Annotated in this window: 17 protein-coding genes and 2 pseudogenes; 10 read left to right on the forward strand and 9 right to left on the reverse strand. The window is 73.6% G+C overall.

Annotated features, from left to right (window positions below; all coding sequences use genetic code 11):
* The gene (locus ACIQIB_RS35590; RefSeq protein WP_400763104.1) at positions 1-1,263 is read left to right on the forward strand and encodes a cation:proton antiporter; all 1,263 of its coding nucleotides are present in this window, start codon (positions 1-3) and stop codon (positions 1,261-1,263) included.
* 71 nt (positions 1,264-1,334) lie between these two features.
* Here the strand turns inward: ACIQIB_RS35590 and ACIQIB_RS35595 are convergent, their stop codons facing one another.
* Positions 1,335-1,508, reverse strand: coding sequence for a hypothetical protein (locus ACIQIB_RS35595; RefSeq protein ID WP_400763106.1), 174 nt, complete (start codon positions 1,506-1,508; stop codon positions 1,335-1,337).
* 92 nt (positions 1,509-1,600) lie between these two features.
* Between ACIQIB_RS35595 and ACIQIB_RS35600 the strand changes: the two genes are divergently transcribed.
* The 7 genes from ACIQIB_RS35600 (at position 1,601) to ACIQIB_RS35630 (ending at position 8,198) form a co-directional block, all read left to right on the forward strand.
* Positions 1,601-2,191, forward strand: a complete 591-nt coding sequence (locus ACIQIB_RS35600; protein WP_400763108.1) for a TetR/AcrR family transcriptional regulator — start codon at positions 1,601-1,603, stop codon at positions 2,189-2,191.
* Complete coding sequence (locus tag ACIQIB_RS35605; protein ID WP_400763110.1) at positions 2,188-3,579, forward strand: MFS transporter; 1,392 nt, start codon at positions 2,188-2,190, stop codon at positions 3,577-3,579. Before ACIQIB_RS35600 ends, ACIQIB_RS35605 begins: the two co-directional genes overlap by 4 nt.
* Before the next feature lie 156 nt (positions 3,580-3,735).
* Positions 3,736-4,611, forward strand: coding sequence for a class I SAM-dependent methyltransferase (locus tag ACIQIB_RS35610; protein WP_400763112.1), 876 nt, complete (start codon positions 3,736-3,738; stop codon positions 4,609-4,611).
* A 114-nt stretch (positions 4,612-4,725) separates the two neighbouring features.
* Positions 4,726-5,349, forward strand: coding sequence for a hypothetical protein (locus tag ACIQIB_RS35615; protein ID WP_400763114.1), 624 nt, complete (start codon positions 4,726-4,728; stop codon positions 5,347-5,349).
* Between the two features lie 385 nt (positions 5,350-5,734).
* Positions 5,735-6,613, forward strand: a complete 879-nt coding sequence (locus tag ACIQIB_RS35620; protein ID WP_363612311.1) for an isocitrate lyase/PEP mutase family protein — start codon at positions 5,735-5,737, stop codon at positions 6,611-6,613.
* Between the two features lie 92 nt (positions 6,614-6,705).
* Positions 6,706-6,984 (forward strand): hypothetical protein, encoded by a 279-nt coding sequence (locus ACIQIB_RS35625; protein ID WP_400763116.1) that lies wholly within the window; start codon positions 6,706-6,708, stop codon positions 6,982-6,984.
* A gap of 161 nt (positions 6,985-7,145) precedes the next feature.
* Positions 7,146-8,198: a bile acid:sodium symporter family protein gene (locus ACIQIB_RS35630; RefSeq protein ID WP_400763123.1), complete on the forward strand. Its 1,053-nt coding sequence runs from the start codon at positions 7,146-7,148 to the stop codon at positions 8,196-8,198.
* On the opposite strand, the gene ACIQIB_RS35635 is transcribed toward ACIQIB_RS35630, so the two are convergent.
* The 5 genes from ACIQIB_RS35635 to ACIQIB_RS35655 all read right to left on the reverse strand — a co-directional run bounded on the left by ACIQIB_RS35635 (position 8,164) and on the right by ACIQIB_RS35655 (position 12,706).
* Positions 8,164-8,610 carry a hypothetical protein gene (locus ACIQIB_RS35635; RefSeq protein ID WP_400652977.1) on the reverse strand — a complete coding sequence of 149 codons (447 nt, stop codon included), beginning with the start codon at positions 8,608-8,610 and terminating at the stop codon, positions 8,164-8,166. The genes ACIQIB_RS35630 and ACIQIB_RS35635 overlap by 35 nt on opposite strands.
* A 97-nt stretch (positions 8,611-8,707) precedes the next feature.
* On the reverse strand, positions 8,708-9,382 hold the full coding sequence (locus tag ACIQIB_RS35640; protein ID WP_400652975.1) for a DUF402 domain-containing protein: 675 nt from the start codon (positions 9,380-9,382) through the stop codon (positions 8,708-8,710).
* A gap of 218 nt (positions 9,383-9,600) precedes the next feature.
* Positions 9,601-10,446 carry a hypothetical protein gene (locus ACIQIB_RS35645; protein ID WP_400652973.1) on the reverse strand — a complete coding sequence of 282 codons (846 nt, stop codon included), beginning with the start codon at positions 10,444-10,446 and terminating at the stop codon, positions 9,601-9,603.
* Complete coding sequence (locus tag ACIQIB_RS35650) at positions 10,443-12,317, reverse strand: GMC family oxidoreductase (protein WP_400763118.1); 1,875 nt, start codon at positions 12,315-12,317, stop codon at positions 10,443-10,445. The genes ACIQIB_RS35645 and ACIQIB_RS35650 overlap by 4 nt, the downstream gene beginning before the upstream one ends.
* Complete coding sequence (locus ACIQIB_RS35655; protein WP_363612323.1) at positions 12,314-12,706, reverse strand: hypothetical protein; 393 nt, start codon at positions 12,704-12,706, stop codon at positions 12,314-12,316. Before ACIQIB_RS35655 ends, ACIQIB_RS35650 begins: the two co-directional genes overlap by 4 nt.
* Positions 12,707-13,084: 378 nt before the next feature.
* Here ACIQIB_RS35655 and ACIQIB_RS35660 point away from each other — a divergent pair, with 378 nt between their 5' ends.
* Positions 13,085-13,894, forward strand: coding sequence for a DUF4389 domain-containing protein (locus ACIQIB_RS35660; RefSeq protein ID WP_400763120.1), 810 nt, complete (start codon positions 13,085-13,087; stop codon positions 13,892-13,894).
* A gap of 165 nt (positions 13,895-14,059) precedes the next feature.
* Here the strand turns inward: ACIQIB_RS35660 and ACIQIB_RS35665 are convergent.
* Both ACIQIB_RS35665 and ACIQIB_RS35670 read right to left on the reverse strand, forming a co-directional pair.
* A pseudogene (locus ACIQIB_RS35665) lies at positions 14,060-14,677 on the reverse strand (transposase); the annotation flags it as partial.
* A gap of 185 nt (positions 14,678-14,862) precedes the next feature.
* Entirely contained in the window at positions 14,863-15,195 is a 333-nt protein-coding gene (locus ACIQIB_RS35670; protein WP_363612327.1) for a hypothetical protein, read from the reverse strand.
* Between the two features lie 338 nt (positions 15,196-15,533).
* Here ACIQIB_RS35670 and ACIQIB_RS35675 point away from each other — a divergent pair, with 338 nt between their 5' ends.
* A complete protein-coding gene (locus tag ACIQIB_RS35675; RefSeq protein ID WP_400763122.1) occupies positions 15,534-15,728 on the forward strand; it encodes a hypothetical protein in 195 nt (64 codons plus the stop codon).
* Between the two features lie 30 nt (positions 15,729-15,758).
* Here the strand turns inward: ACIQIB_RS35675 and ACIQIB_RS35680 are convergent.
* Positions 15,759-15,908: pseudogene (locus ACIQIB_RS35680) on the reverse strand (IS3 family transposase); the annotation flags it as partial.
* Between the last annotated feature and the right edge of the window lie 240 nt (positions 15,909-16,148).

Here is a 16,148-nt window from a genome sequence, read left to right on the forward strand (position 1 = left end):
ATGCACACCGCGAGCGTTTTCATCGAACTCGGTTCGGTCATCCTGGTCCTCGGCCTGCTCGGCCGAATAGCCGGCCGCTACGGCTTCTCCCCCATCCCGCTCTACCTGCTCGGCGGACTGGCCTTCGGACAGGGCGGGCTGCTGCCGCTCAGCGCCAGTGAGGAGTTCGTCGCCACCGGCGCGGAGATCGGCGTCGTCCTGCTTCTGCTGATGCTGGGCCTGGAGTACACGGCCGCCGATCTGGTGACCAACCTCAAGGCCCAGTACCCGGCAGGCGCCGTGGACTTCGTCCTCAACGCGCTGCCCGGCGCGGCGGCGGCCCTGCTGCTCGGCTGGGGGCCGGTCGCGGCCGTGGTGCTGGCGGGGGTCACCTGGATCTCCTCGTCCGGGGTGATCGCCAAGGTACTCGGCGACCTCGGACGGCTCGGCAACCGGGAGACACCGGTGATCCTCAGCATCCTGGTGCTGGAGGACCTGGCGATGGCCGTCTACCTGCCCATCCTCACCGCCCTGCTGGCCGGGGCCGGGCTGCTCGCGGGCTCGATCACCCTGGCCATCGCCCTCGCCACGGCCGGCGCGGTGCTGTTCATCGCGCTCCGCTACGGGCGGCTGATCTCGAAGTTCGTCTCCCACGACGACCCGGAGAAGCTGCTGCTGGTCGTCCTTGGGCTCACCCTGCTGGTCGCGGGCATCGCGCAGCAGCTCCAGGTCTCGGCCGCGGTCGGGGCCTTCCTGGTCGGCATCGCCCTCTCCGGCGAGGCCGCCGAGGGTGCGCACACCCTGCTCAGCCCGCTGCGGGACCTCTTCGCCGCGGTCTTCTTCGTCTTCTTCGGGCTCAGCACCAACCCCGCCAGCATCCCGCCCGTGCTGCTGCCGGCCCTGCTGCTGGCCGTGGTCACCGCGCTCACCAAGGTCGCCACCGGATACTGGGCCGCCCGCCGCGCCGGAATCGCCGAACGCGGCCGCTGGCGGGCCGGCGGGGCGCTGGTCTCCCGCGGCGAGTTCTCGATCGTCATCGCCGGGCTGGCCGTGACCGCGGGCATCGAACCCGAACTCGGGCCGTTCGCCACCGCGTACGTCCTGATCCTGGTGGTCACCGGCCCGCTCGCGGCCCGGTACACCGAGCCCGCCGTGGAGCGGCTGGGCGCGCTGCGCCGGCGCGGCCGCCCGGCGTCGACCACCGTCGCGGACGTGCCGCCGGGGCTGATCCCCGAGCAGCCGGAGCTCGCCCACGAGGAACAGGTCAACAGCCTGCCGCGCTGACCCCCCCCAGCAGGCCAGGGCGTCTCCTGCGGATCCCGTCGCACACCCGGCAGGATCCGCAGGAGGCGCCCTCAGCTCTTCTGGTCGTCCTGCTCGTCCGGGTTCTTGTGATCCTTCCGGCCCGTCGGGGGCTCCGCGCCCGCGCCGCAGTGCTCGCACCGGCCGGGCCCGGGCCGCTCGCGCAGCCGCCCGCACTCCTCGCACACCCGGTCCAGCCAGCAGGCCGGCTCGCCGCCTTCGTCCATACCGCCGATTCTCCCCCGTCCGGCTCCCCCGGCACCGACCGGTGCGCACCTGCGGATAGACACTGTCTACGGCGCGCTGGTAGGCAGTGTCCATGAACGATCAGGACAGGGGTCTTCGCGCACGTCTGGTGACGGCCGGGGTCGAGCTACTGGCCGGCGAGGGCGTCCACGCGCTCACCCTGCGCGAGATCGCCCGCCGGGCCGGGGTCTCCCACGGCGCCCCCCGCCGCCACTTCCCCACCCACCGCGAACTCCTCGCCGCCATCGCCGGACACGGCTTCGGTGAACTGGCCGCCGCCCTGGCCGCCGCCGACGCCCAGGCGGGCCCCGGGGCCGGCCCGCGCACCCGGCTCGCCGCGCTCTGCCGCGCCTATCTCGGCTTCGCGGCCGCCGACCCCGGCATGTTCGAGCTGATGTTCCGCCACGACCTCCTGGAAGGCAGCGGTGCGGACCTACGGCGGACCACCCTGCCGCTCTTCGAGACCTTCACCCGCCTGGTCGCCGAGGTCCGGCCACCGTCCGGCGGGGCGCCGGCGGCCGTCGCCACCGCGCTCTGGGCGAACCTGCACGGCCTCGCCCAGCTCCGCACCTGGGGCAGTCTGCGGCCGGCCACCGGCGCCGACGACATCGAGCCGCTGCTGCGGGCCGCCCTGGACGCCCACCTCGGCCCGGAGCCCCGGTGAACCGGGTCGGCCGCCGGGGCCTCGTCCTCACCGGCAGCATCACCGGCGCCGTGGTCGTCGCCCTGGACGGGACGGTACTCACCGTCGCCCAGCCCAGCATGCAGCGCGACCTGCACGCCTCCCTCGGAGCGGTGCAGTGGACCAGCACCGCCTACCTGATCGCGGTGGCGAGCCTGCTGGTCTTCGCCGGCCGACTCGGAGACCGCTACGGCCATCAACGCGTTTTCGCCATCGGCGCGTTGGGCTTCGCCGCCACGTCGGCCGGGATAGGCCTCGCGCCCGGCATCGGCTGGGTCGTCGGCCTGCGCGTCGCCCAGGGCGCGGCCGGCGCGCTGCTGCAACCGGCCACCCTCGGCATGCTCCGCGCGGCCTACCCGGCCGACCGGCTCGCGATGCCGATCGCACTGCGGACCAGTGCGATCGGCCTGGCGGCCGCGGCCGGTCCGCTGGTCGGCGGCGCGCTGACCGCCCAACTGGGCTGGCGCGCCGTCTTCCTCCTGACCGTCGTTCCGGCCCTCGCGGTCGGCCTGTCGGCGCTCACCGTACGGCTGCCGCGGCCGCCCTCGGACGGCCGCGCCGCCGGGCTCGACCTGCCGGGCGCCGGACTGCTCGCGGTCACACTCGTCTGCCTGGTCCACACGCTGGTCGGGATACCGGAGCGGGGCTGGACCACCGCCACCGGGCTCGGGCTGCTCGTCACCGTGGTGCTCGGTCTCGCCCTCGCCCGGCACGAACGGCGCGCCGCCCACCCGTTGCTGCCGCCGGCCGTGCTCGGGTCGGTGACGGTCACCGCCGCCCTCGGCGTCCTGCTGACGGCCTCGTCGGCGATCTCCGGCACGCTCTTTCTGGGGACCTACTTCCTGCAGGACGTGCTCGCCCTCGACCCGCTGGCGAGCGCCCTCCGGGCGCTGCCGCTCGCCGTGGCCATGGTGCTCGCCGCCCCCGCCTCCACGGTTCTGATGAAGCGTCAGGGAGCGCGGCGCACCGCCGTCCCGGGGATGGCGCTGATCTCCCTGGGCGCGCTGCTGACGTCCGGGCTGGACGAGTCCTCCGGCGCCGTCGCGATCGGCGGCTGCTTCCTGCTGCTGGGTGCCGGCTTCGGGACTGTGATGGTCACCGCGACCGCCGTCGTCGTCCGCGAGGCGGCCGCGGCCCATGCCGGAGTCGCCGGCGGCCTCCAGCAGACCGCCCTGAACATCGGCCCCGCCGTCGGGGTCGCCGCCGCGACCACGCTGGCCGGCCACGCGCCGCTCACCACCGCGCTCGGCCCGGCCGTCCTCGCCCTGGCCGTCGTCGCGGCCCTGGGCACCGTGCTCGCCGCCGCCCTCCCCGGCCCGTCGGGGGCCGGCTTTCCGGCCCGGCCCGAGGCCGTCCGGGGCCGCGTCTGAGAGCCCCCGGAACGGTGCGGGGGGTGACCGGAATTGCGGCCTTCCGGACCTGGCGCAACCGGGCGGAACCGTCGCTATGATGATCCGCCTCACACCATGGTGTCGCCAGGGCGTGAACCGTCCGCCGGGCCACGCCCGCACCCTCTGGAGGCCCTCATGCCCGCTGCCGCCACCAGTACCGTCCACCCGCCGCGCCTGACGCGGGACGGCATCCCGGGCTGGTTCTTCAAGGTCGACCAGGAGGCCTTCGGCCACTTCCTCTCCGCCCAGAACGAGGCCGGCCGCACCGGCGACATCCTCGAACTCGGCACCTATCTCGGCCGCAGCGCCGTACTCCTCGGCGACCACCTCAAGCCCGGCGAGCAGCTGACCGTCTGCGACCTGTTCGACTCCGAGGCCGGCGACGCCGACAACGCCGCCGAGATGACGATGTCCTACCGCAAGACCCTGACCAGGAGCGCCTTCGAGGCCAACTACCTGGCGTTCCACGCCCGGTTGCCGGTGATCGTGCAGGCGCCCACCTCGGCGCTGGCCGACGGGCGGATCCCGGCGGGCAGTTGTCGCTTCGTCCATGTCGACGCCTCGCACCTGTACGAGCACGTGGCCGGGGACATCGGGGTGGCCCGGGCCGCGCTGGCCGAGGACGGCCTGGTGGTGCTCGACGACTACCGTTCCGAGCACACCCCGGGCGTCTCGGCCGCGGTCTGGCAGGCCGTGTTCACCGGCGGGCTGCGCCCGGTGCTGCTCACCCCGATGAAGTTCTACGGGACCTGGGGGGACGCGGAGGCCGCACAGCGGGTCCTGCTCAGCCGGGACTGGCGGTCCGAGGGCTACTCCCTGGACGAGGACAGCATCGCCGACGCCCGGGTCCTGCGGCTGAAGCGCCCGGTGCGGCCGGCCGGGACGCAGCCCCGGTCGGCCTCGCGCCGGCTGGCACTGGACCTGCTGCCGCCGGTCGCCACCAGGGCGACCCGGCGGGTGCTCCAGGCGCTGCGCAGCCGCCGCGCGGCCGAGGCGGTCCGGACCGGCTGAACACGGCCCGGACGGGCCGGGCGGTCCGGCCCCGGATCCGGCTCCCGGCCGGGGTCAGTACGCTGTCGCCATGCGCCGCGCCACCGTCTCGCCCATAGCCTCCGGGCTGCCCCGATGAGCACGTTCGTCCCGCCGGAGCCGCCGCGTTTCGCCGTCGCCTCGCCCCGCGAGAAGGGCGCGCGGATCGTCACCGACGTCCTGGCGCCGGCCCATCTCGTCATAGCTCTGCTCCTGCTCGTCGGCGCCCACAGCACCGACGGCTGGTCGGGCGCCGGGTGGGGGCTGCTGGCGGCTTCGTTCTGCGGGGTGGTACCCATCGGGATCATCGCGCTGGGGGTCCGGCGCGGCACGCTGACCGACAAACACGTCCGGATCCGCCGCCAGCGCGTCGTGCCGCTGGCGGCGAGCCTGCTGTCGGTGCTGGCGGGGGTGGCACTGCTGTACGCGCTGCACGCCCCGGCGAATGTCTGCGCGCTGGTCGTCGCCATGCTCGGCGGCCTGCTGTCGGCGCTGACGGTGACGGTCTGGTGGCAGGTCTCGCTGCACAACGCGGTGGCCGGGGGCGCCGCGATGATCCTGGTGCTGGTGTTCGGCCCGGCGCTGCTGCCGTTCGCGGCGGCCGTCCCGGCGGCGGTGGGCTGGTCGCGGCTGGCGCTGAGGGCCCACACCCCGGCCCAGGTCGCGGCCGGAACGGCACTCGGCGGCGTCTGCGCGCTGGTGTTCACCCTGCTGCGGTGACCTCGGGGCCCGCCGCCCGGACGCTTCCCGACCACTGCGGTCCGCTCTCCCCCGGGCCTGCGACCGCGCCCTCGCCCGGGCCCCGATGCCCCCGCCACGGCTGCGCGCCGATCTCCGAAGCCACCGGGATCTCGCCGCTCTCCGCGCGCCACGGCTATTGATATTTCATTCCTATTGATCCGACTGGATCCACCCTTACGAGGGAACTTCCCTTAAAGATTTGCCCACGGAACATTAAAGGCCACATAGTGATTACGCCTCAGTTGGTCCTAGATATGGCCAAGCCCAGGCAAAGTCCCGTGGCGTCGTGCGGGGCGTCGGCCCCGTCGGCAGCCGATGCGGTGGCCCTCCGCACGACGCCTCCCTGACAAGCGAGGAGAAGGCGTTGCTGCACGAAAACACGGCTTCGGGCTATGGACAGCGGCTCCGCGAGGAGATCGCGAGGCCCGGGGCGACCCCTCTCATCGGCGTCTACGACATGTACTCGGCGTCCATCGCGGCCGAGCACTACAACGGCATGTTCGTCTCGGGCTTCGGCTTCGCGGCGTCCTACTACGGCCTGCCGGACATCGGCTTCATCGCCTGGCCCGACATGGTGGCCTTCGTCGAGCGGCTGCGCGGTGCCTTCCCCCGGCACCATCTGCTGGTCGACATCGACGACGGCTACGTCGATCCCGAGGTCGCCTGCCACGTGGTGCGCCGACTCGAACGCATCGGCGCCTCGGGCGTCATCCTGGAGGACCAGAAACGGCCACGCCGCTGCGGCCATGCAGACGGCAAGCAGGTGCTCCCGCTCGGCGAGTACCTGGAGAAGCTGGACCTCGTCCTCGCCAACCGCAGCGACCTCGTCGTGGTGGCCCGGACGGACGCCACCGAGGAGGGCGACATCCTGGAGCGCGCCGAGGCCCTGGCGGCCACCGACGCGGACGTCGTCCTGGTCGACGGGGTACGCAGCGAGGAGTGGATCCGGCGGATCCGTCAGGTCGTCAACGGCAAACCGCTGCTGTTCAACCAGATCGCCGGCGGGAAGTCGCCCCGGCTCTCGCTGTCCGAGCTGAGCGACCTCGGGGTGGATGTCGCGATCTACAGCACGCCGTGCCTCTTCGCGGCGCATCGCGCCATGGACGAGGCGCTGGCCGGTCTGAAGGTGGCCGACGGCCGGCTGCCGGCCGCCGCCGGGGAGAGCCGCCAGGTGGGGGTGCGCGAGTCCACCGAACTGCTGGAGCGGAACATCGCCCGCCCGCGCGAGACGGTGACGGCGTGACGGCCTCGCTGCCCGGGCCCGCGCCGAACCATCCGGATACGCCGAAGGCAGGGCTGGGGCCGGGGCCCGAGCCGGGAGCAGGGGCGGAGCCGGTGGCGAGGTGGGCGGTGGCCCGGTGGCGGGCGGCGGCCGCCGGGCTGGCCGGGGTCTGCGCGGTACTCGTCTGCGGTGCGGTGCCCGCGTCGGCGGAGGGCAGCCTGATCACGGTGCTCGACAACTCGCACGCCGACTCGGTGCTGGAGGTCGACCGGACGGCCAACCTCCAGACCGGCAGCGGGACGGCCGGGAGCGACCACGACGGCGCCAACGCCCTGGTGGGCGGCCTGCTGGGCTCCGGGACGGCCGGTTCGACGGCAGGGAGCGGCGGATGAGCGGTGGGCTTCCGAGGCACGGCCCGCCGCCACCCGGCCCCGGTTGCTCCGAACCCGATCCCTCGGGCCCGCCCGGGGCGGCCGCGCCGTCTGGCCCGGATGGCCGGGATGACCGGGATCGGCCCGGTCCACGGCTCCGGTTGCGCGGCCTCGACCCCTACATGGCGGCGCTCGCGGGCACCGTCGCCCTCGCGGCGCTGCTGCCCGCCACCGGTTCGGCCGCCCGGGCGGCCGAGCTCTCCTGCGACCTCGCGATCGGGCTGCTCTTCTTCCTCTACGGCGCCCGGCTCTCCGCCCGGGAAACCTTGAACGGGCTGCGCCATCTGAGGCTGCACGGGCTGGTGCTCGCCTGCACCTTCGTCCTCTTCCCCCTGCTCGGGCTCGCCACCGCCGTGCTGACACCGTTTCCGCTGACCGCGCAGCTGCAGACCGGTGTGCTCTTCCTCTGTCTGGTGCCCTCCACGGTGCAGTCCTCGGTGGCACTCACCGGCGCCGCCCGGGGCAATGTCCCGGCGGCCATCTGTGCGGGCACCTACTCCAGTCTGGCCGGCCTGGTCCTCACCCCGCTGCTGGCCGCCTGGCTGCTGGGTTCGCACACCGCGCTGTCCGCGGACGGCCTGCTGCGGATCGGCGGGCAGTTGCTGGCACCTTTCCTGGCCGGGCAGTTGCTGCGCCCGCGAATCGGCAGATTCCTCACCCGGCACAAACGGCTGCTCACTCCGGTGGACCGGGGCTCGATCCTGCTCGTCGTCTACACCGCGTTCAGCGCGGCGATGGCCCAGGGCATCTGGGGCCTTGCCACGCCCGCCGCCCTGCTCGGGCTGCTGGCCGTGCTGCTCGCGCTCCTCGCCGCCGCCCTGGCCTTCGCCCACCTCGGTTCACGTCTGCTGGGGCTCGACCGGGCGTCCGGAATCGCAGCCGTCCTCTGCGGCTCCCAGAAGAGCCTGGCGAACGGTCTGCCGATGGCCACCGTGCTGTTCGGACCGCAGGCCGGCCTGCTGGTACTGCCGCTGATGGCATACCACCAGCTTCAGCTGGTGGCCGGCACTCTGCTCGCAGGCCGCTGGTCCAGGGCTCCCGACGAGGCAGGGCCGGACAGGGCCGTTCCCGGGTTGCCGCCCGAAGCCGACCCGGCCGCGCCCGGGCCACCGGCGACGCCCGCCGACCAGCGGGCCCGGGTCAGCCACCCGGGCGTGCGGCAAGCTCCCGGGTGATTCCGCGGCGAAGACGGGCCGAGGCCCCGGGCAGCGACCCCAGCCCCCTGGCCCGGTCCCCCGGCAGGTCGGGGCGCCGGGCCAGGGCCAGTACCGCCGCGAAGGGACGGTGACCGGCGGCGAGTTGCCGGGTGACGGCGTCGTACACGCGGTCCAGGGCCTCGCCCACGGTCGCGGGGTGTTCGGCGAGCAGCAGAAGCAGCCGGTTGTCGTTCCACGGGGTGTGCCGACGATCGGCCAGTCCGGCGAGGACATCTCCCGGGGTGGCCGGGTTCGCCGCGATTGCGTGCCAGACGAACGGGTACCCACAACGGGCGAGTTCGCGCAGCACCACGGGGTTGGCCGTGCGTTCGGCGAGGCGGCGGTAGTCCCCGCCGTCGTGCAGGTGGTCGAGAGCTTCGAGATCATCCATACCGGCGGGCCACCGTAGCAACTCCGCCCGCCGGTGCCCACCCCGGAGGGCGGAGAACTGGTCGCCCCCTCACCAGGGACGGGCACCAGGGGGCGGGTCAGGGCCGGGCGGGCGGCGCCGAGAGCGCGGTGTCGGGCAGGGTGGGCAGCGGGAAGAGGGGCGGTGGCGTCCAGGTGGAACCGGCAGGCGCGAACGGGCCCTGCCGCCGCCGCAGCAGGCCGAGGGCGCGGTCGCGGGCCTGGTCCACCAGTCGGTGGTGCGCGTCGTCGATCAGCCCGAGCCGCCTCGCCTGCGCATACTCGTCCTCGTCCTTCCAGGCGTGCGTGGAGAGGTCGGGGGCGGCCACCAGGTCCAGAAAGAGATCGAAGGTGTCGATGCCGATGGCGGTCCGCCGGTGGGGCAGTTCGAAGTTGACGTACCAGCGGAGCGGCCGGCCCTGCTCGTCGAGGAAGCGGTGCACGCTGAAGTACTCGCCGGCTGTGTAGCAGCTGAGCACGGTGGTGTCGCGCCAGACCCAGCGACCGAGTTCCCAGCGGCCGGCGGCGAGATCGGCGATCCCCTGTTTGCGCACCGCCTCGTCACCGGTGCGCAGCGAGGTGATCCAGGTGGTCGGCGCGAGGCTCTCGATGCCCGGCCAGGCGGCGAGGGCGAGGGTGTCGCCGGTGTCGGCGAGGGTGCGCAGCGGCATCGCCGTCCACACCTTGCCGTGCATGATGTCCCGCCGGACGGCGGTGGCACCCGGCTCGAAGGGTTTCTCGGAGTTGGCCGTCATGTCGACAGTCTGGCAGCGCCCAGGCGCCGCGGGGCCGGCCCGGACGGCGCATCAGTCGATCGGGGGGCCGCTCGGCGGTGGGGTTGACGTCTCCCCCGGCGGTGGTGTGTCCCCGGGTCGGGGTGTGACGCGCGGTCGTCCGGGTGCGTCCGTTGCCCGCCGCCGCCCGTCCGCGCGCCGCCCGGGGGTGCGAGCGGCGGGCGGCGGGCGTTTCCCGGTCAGCGAACGTAATAGGGACGGTTGTGGGCGGCGACCGGCGCGGACTGGTAGGTCCACACCCCGGCGGCCGGGGCGTCGGCGATGAGCCGGGCGAGGTCGCGGGCGGCCTCCTCCGCCGGGTTGCCGAGGGCGAGGCGGACCCGCTCGGCGGTGCGGTCGTCGAGGGCGTAGTAGCGGTAGGGCTGGTGGACGTTGAGCGGGCCGGCCAGCAGGGTGCCCTCCTCGTCGGTGCCGTAGCCGGTGATCGGCGTGTTGCTGACCGGTTCGGGAGTCAGGCCCACCAGGTCCGCCTCGACGGCGAACAGTTCCTCGTCGTGGCGCCGCAGGCCGTCCGGCCCGAGCGAGGCCCGACGGCAGGAGACCGACCAGCGCTCGCGGACGGACGGCGCGTTGAGCGAGGGCATCACCGTCTCGAACCAGCCAGGGTACTTGGGCTCGGCGTACAGCCTGGTGCCCGCGTCGATGGCGAGCGGGTTGTCACACAGGACGTGCAGCCGGGCGATGCCCAGCAGTTTGGTCTGGTCGTACCCCCGGGCGTACTGGCCGTAGTTGAGCACGGGCACCCGGTCGCCGCTGAACAGCGGGTGGGCGATGACGTTGATCTCCACCTCCTGGGTGATCCCGCCGCCGCCCGGGTAGTGCGCGAAGTAGAGCTGGTAGTTGAGCGAGACGCAGGCCATGCCGTCGAACTCGGCGGCGGCCAGCCCGGGGTGCCGCTTGCCGAGCAGTTCGCGCACCGGCTCGGGCTCGACCAGGTAGTCGACGCCGATGTTGTGCAGGGCACCGTAGTGGAAGGGCAGATGGTAGGGCTCCGGCACGGGCGGGAGCGGAAGGCCGACGGTCATGAGGACTCCCGAATGGTTTCGGCGGGCGGGGTGGACGGCGCGGGCAGGGGGGACGGCGCCGGCCCGGAGACGGACGCGGAGACGGACGCGGAGACAGGCCCCGGCGGCCGGGTGGCGGGAAGGGTCACCGGGCGGCGCAGCGCCAGCAGGTCGCGGTGGATCCGGTCGGCGCTGCGCAGCGCGAGCGCTGCCATGGTGAGTGACGGGTTGGAGGTGCCGAGCGAGGGCATGGAACCGCAGCCGACGGCATACAGGTTGGGGTGGTCCCAGCACCGCTGCCACTGGTCGACGACGGAGTTCACGGGCGAGTCGCCCATGACATGGGTGCCGCCCGCGTGGCCCGCGCCCCGGTAGGCGTAGGGGCGGCCCTCGAACTCCAGCCGGCCCGGCCACTGCGGGCCCGCTTCGTAGCGGGTGTGGTCCTCGGCGCCGAGGAGGGCGAACAGCTGGTCGGAGACGGCCCGGGCGGAGGCCATCCCCCGCCGCACGTACGCGGAGAGGTCGTAGTCGAGCACCGGGCGCGGAAGGCCGAGGCCGTCCCGCAGCGACGGGTCGAGGGTGACCCGGTTGGCCGGGTCGGCGGGCTGTTCCAGTTCGAACTGGAGCGAGAACTGTCGGCCAAGCCGGTCGCCCAGCCGGTCGCGGAGCTCCTTGCCGCGCAGTCCCGCGCCCAGCAGCGCCGTGACCTCCGTCTGCGGCGGTCCGGCGGCCCAGGACCAGCCCCAGTTGCCGATCTCGACCCGGAACGGCGCGCGGAGCAGGCGAGGCGCCCCGAAGCGGAAGGCCTCCAGCCCGCTGGTCGAACCCGGCCCGCGGTACGGGCCGACGGGCCGGGGCATCAGGCCCCAGGTGAGCAGCACCGGGTGGTCCATCAGATTGCGGCCGACCTGGTCGCTGCGGTTGGCCAGGCCGGAGAGCAGGAGCAGCTTGGCGTTCTCGATCGCGTGGGCGGCGAGCACGACCAGCTCCGCCTCCACCCGGTGGGCGGCACCGCCGGACAGGTACTCGACGCCGGCGACCCGGCCGGTGCCGTCGGCCAGCACCCGGCTGACCACCGCCTCGGTGCGCAGCCGGACGGTGGGCGCCCAGCGGGCCTGGGTGCGCAGCGGGGTGTACTTGGCGTCGGTCGGGCAGACGGGGACACAGCTGGCGCTGCCCGCACAGGGGCTGCCGAGCGGGCGGCCCGGGCGCCCGGGCTCGGTGGGCAGACCGTTGCGGGCGTGCGGGGTGGCCGTGACGGTGAGCGTGGCGGGGTCGGCCACGGCGGGGTCGCGGACGGTGCGGCCGTCGAGGGCGTCGGCGAGGCGGCGGTCGAGGTAGCTCGGCGCGATGGCGCGCATCGGGAAGGCGTAGTCGTCGGGGATGGGCAGTCCGACGGCCTCGCGCTGCTGGTCGGCGTCGGCGGCGACGCCGAGCTCCCGTTCGGCCCGGCGGTAGTACGGTTCGAGGTCGCGGTAGGTGATCGGCCAGTTGCGGCCGTGCCCGAGGTCGGCGGTGCGCAGGTCCTCGGGATGCATGCGCGGTGCGAGTCCGGTCCAGAGCAGGCCGGTGCCGCCGTTGGCCCGCAGGTACCCGCTGGCGTAGGGCAGCGGTCCGCGCTGGACGAGGTAGCCGGTGGCGGTGAAGCCGCCGTCCGGGAGCCCGGTGAGGTCGCCGACGTCGGGGGACGGGGCGTCCGCGCTGTGCGGGTACGGGGAGGTGGGTGTGCCGCCGGCCGCGGCGCGGTACGCCGTCGCGGTGGCGGCGGCGCTGTCGGCGGGTCGGCCGGCCTCCAGCACGAGGACCCGCCAGCCCTGCGCGCCGAGGCGTTGGGCGACGAGCGATCCGGCGAAGCCCGCGCCGACCACGATGGCGTCCCAGCGCGCGCTCACCGGTCGCCACCACCGCGCGGGGCCTCGGCCCAGCTGCCGTAGCCGGGTGCGGCGGCGCCGGGCGGGGTGCCGTGGAAGGTGCGCCACATCAGGCCCTCGTCGTGGGCGCGGGCCGAGGACGGTGCCTCGTTGGGCCAGGCTCCGACGTACCAGAGGTGGATGAGGGCGTGCTCGTCGCGGACTCGGTGGGCCAGCGTGGTGCGGTGGTGTTCATGGGCCATGCCGGTCGCCCGCAGCTCGGTCTCGTCGAAGCCGGTCAGCCCGGCGGAGATCCTGAGGAACTCGTCGAAGTCGGAGAGGTCGGTCCGGTCGGCGAGGTCCTCCGGGTCCGGGAGATCGCCCGGGCCGGCGTGGTCGGCCGGCTCGAAGAGGTCGTCGGTCGCTGGCAAAACGGGCACCCCCACAGTGATCGCTGTGTGGCCAGGACATGCCACTCCATGACTGGACGTGGCACGACGTGGCCGACCGCCGCTGCGATCCTGCCTCCCGCTTCGGTGGCGCCAGGCCCGATGTCGGGAAGTGCCCCTCCTTGGAACTCTTTTGACCGATCCATGTCTGACCATGAACGGAATGCGATCAGCCAACCGATCGGTAGCGCCACGCCCGCGCCGCTCGGTCCCGTACCCTTCGGGTGCCCACGGCCCTGAGCCCCGGATGTCCCCCGCTCGGCCCAGCGCAGCGCGCGGTGATGCTGCCCGGCTGCGATCTTCGGAGCACGCGGTGCGCCCACCGCCGCGTCCGCGTTGTGTCGACACCTGGAGGCCCGGATGTGGCAGGCTCCCCCCGCCCCCGTCGAGAACGAGTGGCTGCCGGTGCTGGACATGCCCGCCCCGGCCCCGCAGAACCGGCTGACCGTGCTGGTGCGCGTCCTGCTGCTGATCCCGCAGTTCGTGGTGGTGTGGGTGCTGTCGGTGGTGGCGTTCTTCGTCGCCGTGGCCGGCTGGTTCGTCGCACTGGTACTGGGCCGGCTGCCCGGCTTCGCCGCGGTCTACCTCACCAACTACGTCCCGTACGAAACCCGGGTGAACGCGTATCTGCTGCTCACCGTGGACCGCTATCCGCCGTTCCGGTTCCACACCCCGGAGTATCCGGTGCGGGTGGAACTGCGGCCCGGTGAGCTGAACCGGCTCGCGGTGTTCTTCCGGCTGATCCTGGCCGTCCCGGCGATGATCGTCCAGAGCCTGCTGTACGCCGGGTGGTGGACGGTCGCGTTCTTCGGCTGGCTGGTGGTGCTGATCATGGGCCGGATGCCGCTGCCGCTCTTCGAGGCGACGGCGGCGATCCTGCGCTACCGGATGCGGTTCATGGCGTATCTGCTGCTTGTCTCCTCCGCCTACCCCAAGCGGCTCTTCGGCGACGAGCCGGGCTCGGTACCGGGCGGCCCGGTGTCGGCGACCCGGCCGCTGGTGCTGAGCGGCGGCGGGCGCGGACTGCTGGTGGCGTTCCTCCTGATCGGGCTGATCTCCTGGGCCACCGGCTCGATCACCACCGCCGTCACCTCGGACGAGGACAACAGTCACGACATCGAGCAGGTCACCGGGCCGCTCGTGCCCGGTGCGGCCGGCGCCGCACGGTAACGGCCCCGGGATCACACCTCCGGCGGACCGGCCCGCGTTCCGGCCCGCGATCCGTCCGGCGGCCTCTCCGGCGTTCCGGCCCGCGATCCGTCCGGAGGCCTAGAAGTCTCCTGAAGATCTTGTTGGTGGAGGGGTGTCCCGGGTGAGGGTGCCCCTCCATCTGTGGCCGACGGGGCAGGTCACCTCGCCTTTGGCGGTGTCGACGTGGAAGTCGTCGGCGGTGAAGCCGCCGGGGACGGCGGGTCGCGGTGGTGGCGGTTTGATGATCAGGGTGTGGCCGTCGGTTTCGAGGGTTTCGCGCAGGTCGCCGGTGCCGTAGGCGGTGTCGCCGAGGACGGTCAGGTCCCCGGTCCCGTCGGCGAGGAGAGTCCGGGCGACGGCGGCCTCGTGGTTCTCGGCGCCGGTGCCGGCGGTGAGCTCGACCTCGGTGAGCAGGCCGGTCTCGGGTTCGAAGGCGCCGTGGGCGCGGAAGTCGTCCTGGTAGCGGGTTCGGTTCTTGTGGGTGTGGCGGGCCTCGGGATCGACGGTGGAGACCACCCGGTCGTGGACGGTGCCGCGGGCGATGCGCCAGCGTCCGTCGCGCCTGTCGGAGCCGTCGGTGACCTCCATGTCCTGGCCGGCGACCAGGGCCAGCAGCCCGACCGCGTCCGCGGCCTTCTCGTCCAGCTGCCGTTCGGGCAGGCGGCCGAGCAGGTTGAGCGCGTCACGGACCAGGGCGTCGACCAGGTCGGCGCGGGCCTGCTCGTCGTTCCAGGCGATGCGGGGCTTGCCCGGGTCGGTGTAGAGGTAGCGCATCGGTTCGCCGCTGCCCTGGTAGGAGGTGCCGTCGAGGTAGAGCGCTGCGGCGGCCCGGGCGAGTTCGTTGGCCCGGTGTTCGACGGCGGCGAGGAAGTCGGCCGGGGCGCCGGCGGTGACGTGCTCCGGGCTGGGGAGGTACTCCCAGCTCCAGGTCATCCGGTCACCGCCGGCTAGGCGGCGCGGTAGAGCTCGGCGATGGTGGTGGCGTGCTGACGGCACTCGGCGATGGTGGTGGCGTGGTTGGCGAGGTAGTTCGCCCGGTGGTAGGCCTGCGCGGTGGCCGGGTGCCGTTCGATCTCGACAACGGTGGCCCAGCGGTCGACGAACGAGCGGATCGGCTGGACGCTGCCCGTGGTGATGGCTTCGGCCATGGCCTTGGTCTGCCCGTCGATCATCTCCGGGAGGCGGTCCGCGGCGACCACGGCCAGGGCGGCCTTGAGAGCGGCCGGGTTCTGCTCGGGCCTGGGAATAAGCTCGACTCCGTCGTGCGCGGGCTGACTCATGGCGGCGCTCCTCTCGTTGGGTGTGAGGCTACTCGGCATCGGCCGGGCGGTCGGCGTCCTCACGCGGCACCGCGCACGGCGCCGGGCTGCGACTGGCGGGCGGTGCGCAGCGGGACGGCATGGCCGCGGGCGACGGCCTGGGCGGCACGGTGGCGTGCAAGAAGGTCGCGGGCTCGGGCGGCTTCGGCCAGGGCCTGCTCGTCCTCGACCGTGGGGCGGTGGTCGCGCTCGGTCCCCGTTGGGGCGGGCGGCGCGCAGGGCGGTGCGGGCGAGGTCGGCGCCGCCGGGCTCCTGGGTGGTGCTGGTCATGCGGTGAACCTCCTGACGGGGATGCGGGCGTGCCCGGCGGCGTCGGCGATCTGCGCGTCCAGGGCCCGGTTGTCGGTGAAGGCGAGGACCAGGTCGTCGTCGGTGAGTGGCGGGTGGCGGTGGTCGGGGGCGGCGTCGAGGCATTTTCAGGGCCCGTCGCGGTCGACCGGTTCGTTGGGCTGGCCGTTGGCCTGGGCCCAGCGGCGGGCCAGGTCGCCGACTGAGCCTTCCCCCGGGAGGTGGACACCGGGGTTTCATGCGGCGAGGGTGACCCTACGGGACGCCGCTGTCTGCTGTTCGAACTGGACCGGGCTGAGGTAGCCGAGCGTGGAGTGGCGACGGCGGAGGCTGTGGAAGGAGACCCAGCGGAACACCTCCAGCCTCGCCTGATGCCGGCTGGCCCATCGGGCCCCGTGGCATCAACTCCCGCTTCAGCGAGGCGAAGAAGCTCTCCGCCGCGGCGTTGTCGTAGCTGGAGCCGACCTTCCCCATGCTCCGCCGGATCCCGTGGCACCGGCAGAGTCCCGCGACCTCGGCCGAGCCGTATTGGGCGGATTCAACCAGTCGTTGCAACACCGGCTCTGACCGGTGACATTAGCTGATCGGCGAGGGATTCGGCAGGAGTTCTCCAGTCGAGGGTCCTG

The organism is Kitasatospora sp. NPDC092286, assembly GCF_044755565.1.
In the GTDB taxonomy this organism is placed as follows: domain Bacteria; phylum Actinomycetota; class Actinomycetes; order Streptomycetales; family Streptomycetaceae; genus Kitasatospora.